This window comes from Dietzia aerolata, from assembly GCF_014144865.1.
Taxonomy (GTDB): Bacteria; Actinomycetota; Actinomycetes; order Mycobacteriales; family Mycobacteriaceae; genus Dietzia; species Dietzia aerolata.
In genome coordinates, this window is record NZ_JAALDM010000261.1 from 1 (window position 1) to 4157 (window position 4157).

General features: G+C 68.7%; 4 protein-coding genes. 3 read left to right on the forward strand and 1 reads right to left on the reverse strand.

The features are described from left to right. Nucleotides 1-415, reverse strand: a 415-nt coding sequence (locus tag G6016_RS14275; protein ID WP_182633287.1) for a hydroxyethylthiazole kinase, incomplete at its 3' end; no start/stop codon positions are given. A gap of 69 nt (nucleotides 416-484) precedes the next feature. Between G6016_RS14275 and G6016_RS14280 the strand changes: the two genes are divergently transcribed. The 3 genes from G6016_RS14280 to G6016_RS14290 all read left to right on the forward strand — a co-directional run bounded on the left by G6016_RS14280 (nucleotide 485) and on the right by G6016_RS14290 (nucleotide 3652). Further along, nucleotides 485-1495, forward strand: a complete 1011-nt coding sequence (locus tag G6016_RS14280; protein ID WP_182633288.1) for an LLM class flavin-dependent oxidoreductase — start codon at nucleotides 485-487, stop codon at nucleotides 1493-1495. Between the two features lie 91 nt (nucleotides 1496-1586). After that, nucleotides 1587-2804 carry a fatty acid desaturase family protein gene (locus G6016_RS14285; RefSeq protein WP_182633289.1) on the forward strand — a complete coding sequence of 406 codons (1218 nt, stop codon included), beginning with the start codon at nucleotides 1587-1589 and terminating at the stop codon, nucleotides 2802-2804. A 23-nt stretch (nucleotides 2805-2827) separates the two neighbouring features. After that, on the forward strand, nucleotides 2828-3652 hold the full coding sequence (locus tag G6016_RS14290) for a thioesterase family protein (protein ID WP_182633290.1): 825 nt from the start codon (nucleotides 2828-2830) through the stop codon (nucleotides 3650-3652). Nucleotides 3653-4157 lie beyond the last annotated feature (505 nt).

Below are 4157 nucleotides of genomic sequence, written 5' to 3' on the forward strand. Positions count from 1 at the left end.
GCGCCACGACCTCCGAGGCGTTGGCCCGGATCGCCGCGGGCGCGTGGTCGAGCCAGCACGTCGCCAGCTCCGTGCGCAGCGTCAGACCGCCCACCGCGACCGGGTCCAGCACCCACGGCGTGCCGTGCTCGCGCGCCGATGCGATGGCCGCGTGCATGCCCTCGACCTGCTCCGACGTGGGGTTTCCGACGTTGACGAGCACGCCCGAGGCCACTGCCGCAAAGTCGCCGGCCTCCTCGGGATGGTCGATCATCGCGGGCGCCGCCCCGGCCGCGAGCAGCACGTCGGCGGTGACCTGGCGGACCACCGAGTTGGTGAGGCAGTGCACCAACGGGCTCGACTCCCGTAGCAGCGACACCAGGCGGGCGACGGTGGCGGCGGGGTCGGCGGGGCTCTGCTCGGTTGCATCAGGCATGCCCCCAGTGTGCCGTGCGGCACCACCGCTGCCCGGAATAGCCGGCCGAGGGGGCGGGTTGCACGGGGTATGCCCTCCTCTGACTTCCGCGCCCTTCCCCTGTCCGTCATCGATTTCGCCACCGTCCGCCCTGGCCAGAGCGTGGGGGAGGGGCTGCAGGATTCGGTGGCGCTGGCGCAGAAGGCGGAGGAGCTGGGTTACGAGCGGGTCTGGTACTCCGAGCACCACAACATGCCCTCCATCGCGTCCTCGGCGCCGGCGGTGCTCATGGCGCACATCGCCGCCAATACCTCCACGATCCGCCTCGGCTCGGGCGGCGTCATGCTGCCCAACCACTCGCCGATCGTGATCGCCGAGCAGTTCGGCACCCTCGCCGAGCTGCATCCCGGCCGCATCGACCTGGGCCTGGGTCGCGCGCCCGGCACCGATCCCCAGACCCTGCGCGCCCTGCGTCGCGAGCCGCGGGCCGCCGAGAACTTCCCCGACGACGTCCGCGAACTCCAGGCCTTCCTTGGCGATTCGCCCAGCGACATGGCCCGCACCAAGGGCATCGTGGCAGTCCCGGGCCGCGGCACCAAGGTCCCCCTCTACATTCTCGGATCCTCCCTGTTCGGCGCCCAGCTCGCCGCCGCCTACGGCCTGCCGTACGCCTTCGCCTCCCACTTCGCGCCCGACGCGCTGGAGCAGGCCTCCGCGGTCTACCGCGAGCGCTTCCAGCCCAGCGAGCAGTTGGCGGAGCCGTACATGATCGCCGCGGTCAATGTTGTAGCCGACGACGACGAGGCCCGCGCCGAACAAGAACTGCACTGGTACCGACGTCAACGGGTCAAGCTCATGGCCGGTCGGGGCCGCAATTTTTCTGACGAAGAGCTCGACATGATCATGGAATCGGCGGGCGGTCGCCAGATCCTGCACATGATCACCTACACCGCCTGCGGCAACGGCCCCACCGTGCGCGACTACCTCACCGACTTCGCCCACCGGGCCGGCGCCGACGAGCTGATGATCGCGCCCGTCGGCTCGTCGCCCGAGCGTGCTCACGGCTCGCTTGAGGTGCTGCGGCGGGCCTGGAGTGACTGAAGTGGCCCTCCCGCGTGAGTGTCGTCACGATCGGCCCCACCCGGGGTCCGTAGCAGTAGCCGTGGGCACCGAGGAGGCTTAGGCTCGGGTCATGGCGATCTCCGAAGTAGGTGAGTACGCCCACCTCGATCAGGCACAGATCGAGGAGTTGGGGCGGGAGCTCGACGCGATCCGCGCCGAGGTCCTGGAATCCCGCGGGGATCGCGACTACCGGTATATCCACAGCATCATCCGTCTGCAGCGAGGATTGGAGATCTCCTCGCGCGCGCTGCTGTACTTCGGGGCCCGTAACCGCACCGTGTGGGCGCTCGGCACCGGCGTGCTGGGCGTCGCCAAGATCCTCGAGAACATGGAGATCGGCCACAACGTCCTGCACGGTCAGTGGGACTGGATGAACGATCCGGAGATCCACTCCTCCACCTGGGAATGGGACCTGGTCGGCAACTCCGCCGATTGGAAGCACACCCATAATCACCTGCACCACAAGTTCACCAACATCATCGGGATGGATGACGACGTGGGCTACGGCGTCCTCCGTGTCACCCGCGACATCCCGTGGGAGCCCCGGTACTCCGCGAACGTTCTCGTCAACGCGGTGCTGATGGTGGGGTTCGAGTGGGGCATCGGCCTGCAGGCCGTCAGCCTCGGGGCGGCGCTCCCCAATTCGGACTATGCGCCGGAGGAGCAGCGTCGCGCCCGCCGATTCCTCGTCAAGGCCGGCAAGCAGGTCCTCAAGGACTACATCCTCTTCCCGGTCCTGGCCGGCCCCAACGGTCGGCAGGCACTGACCGCCACGGTCACCGCCAACATCATTCGCAACGTGTGGACCAACGCGGTGATCTTCTGCGGGCACTTCCCGGACGGCGCCGAGAAGTTCACCTTGACGGATGTAGAGACCGAGACCCGGGCGGAGTGGTACCTGCGCCAGATGCTCGGCAGCGCCAACCTCGACGGCGGCCCGGTCATGAACCTCATGTCGGGCAACCTGTCGTTCCAGATCGAGCACCACATGTTCCCGGACCTGCCGTCCAATCGGTACGCCGAGGTCTCGCTCAAGGTCCGTGATCTGTGCGAGCGCTACGACCTGCCGTACGTGTCCGGCCCGCTGTGGAAGCAGTACCTGCAGTCCTGGCGGACCATCGCGCGGCTGTCGCTGCCGGACCGCTACCTTCGCCGTACCGCTGACGATGCCCCCGAGACTCGCAGCGAGAAGATGTTCTCGGCCCTGCCGGCGGTCTCCGGTGGGCTGGCCACCGCGCTCGCCGCCGGGCAACTGCTGCGAAAGCGGCGGGCCCGCTCGGTGCGCTGACCTGCCCTGGCAGACTGGGCGACATGTCACTGACGAGCATGCTTGAGGCCGCTTCCCACGGCGGAACTATTGAGGTCGAGGACGGGTGGACCCAGGGTCGGGCCATCTTCGGAGGGCTCACCGGGGCGCTGCTCCTGTCGGCCATGAAGGGCCGGGTCGCGGATGTCGCCGCCTCCACCGGCAAGCCCGCGGCCATGCCGCCACTGCGGTCGATCACCGTGTCGTTCGTCGGCCCCGCCACTCCCGGCACGGTGGAGATCGAGGCCGAGGTCCTCCGCGTCGGCTCCAATGTCACCCAGACCCAGGCCACGATGCGCCAGTCGGGCGAGGTCGTGGCGGTCGCGCTCGCGGCTTTCGGCAAGCATCGCGAGTCAAAGCTGACCGTCGAGCCGACGCATCCCTTCCCCGAGCTCCCCGAGCCGTCGTCGGTCGAGGCGTTCCCCTACATCGAGAAGCTCACGCCGGAGTTCTACCAGTTCGCCGAGCTGCGGCAGGTCGGCGGCGAGATGCCGTTCAGTGGCTCCTCGAGCAGTGGGATCAGTGGCTGGACCGGGCTGCGCGAGCGGCCGCAGTTCCTCACCGAGGAGCACGTCGTGCTGCTGGCCGACGCATGGCCGCCGGCGCCGCTGCAGATGGTCGAGGGCTTCGCCCCCGGCAGCAGCCTGACCTGGACCCTCGAGTTGATCGCGGAGATCGGCGCGGAGACGGTGCCGGGCTCAGCGGATTTGGCGTACCAGGCGACCACCGACTCGGCTCGCGACGGCTACGCGCACACGCACGCGATGCTGTGGCTGCAGTCCGGCGAGCTGGCTGCGATCAGTAGGCAGTCGATCACGATCTTCGCCTGAGCCTGCCTGTCCGCCAGCTCCGCTCGCCAGCCTGACCCGCCTGAGCCAGCTGGTCCGGTCGCCTGCCCGAAATGGCAGCGTGGACGAAACCAGTCGCGAGTTTCTCGAACTTTTCGCAACTGGTTTCGTCCAAGCGAAGACTGCGCTGAGCGGACGCGGCTGGTCCGCGGTGGGCGGTGGGCGGTAGTCGGCGGGCGACGATCTGCCCATCGGAGTGCAAGTTGCCCACCGGAGCACGACTTGCCTATCCGATCACGATCCACATACGCGGGCCCCATAGGCAAGTGCGCATCGCATAGGCAAGTTGAGCCGGGATGGGCAGATCGAGATCCGATGGGCAGATCGACACCGGATCGCGCTCGGATTGGCCATGCAGTATCAGCCGAGTGACCCCCGGCGTCGACGGCCGTATCCGGAATCGATGGCCTGGCGCGGGAGTCCGGCGTCAGCCCGCGGCGCGAGTGGAGCGACGGCGGCCGCCGCCCGAACCGCCTCGGCCGGCGCC

Coding starts and splice junctions, on each gene's coding strand:
- G6016_RS14290 (WP_182633290.1), top strand. CDS start 2,828: ATGTCACTGACGAGCATGCTTGAGGCCGCTTCCCACGGCGGAACTATT.
- G6016_RS14285 (WP_182633289.1), top strand. CDS start 1,587: ATGGCGATCTCCGAAGTAGGTGAGTACGCCCACCTCGATCAGGCACAG.
- G6016_RS14280 (WP_182633288.1), top strand. CDS start 485: ATGCCCTCCTCTGACTTCCGCGCCCTTCCCCTGTCCGTCATCGATTTC.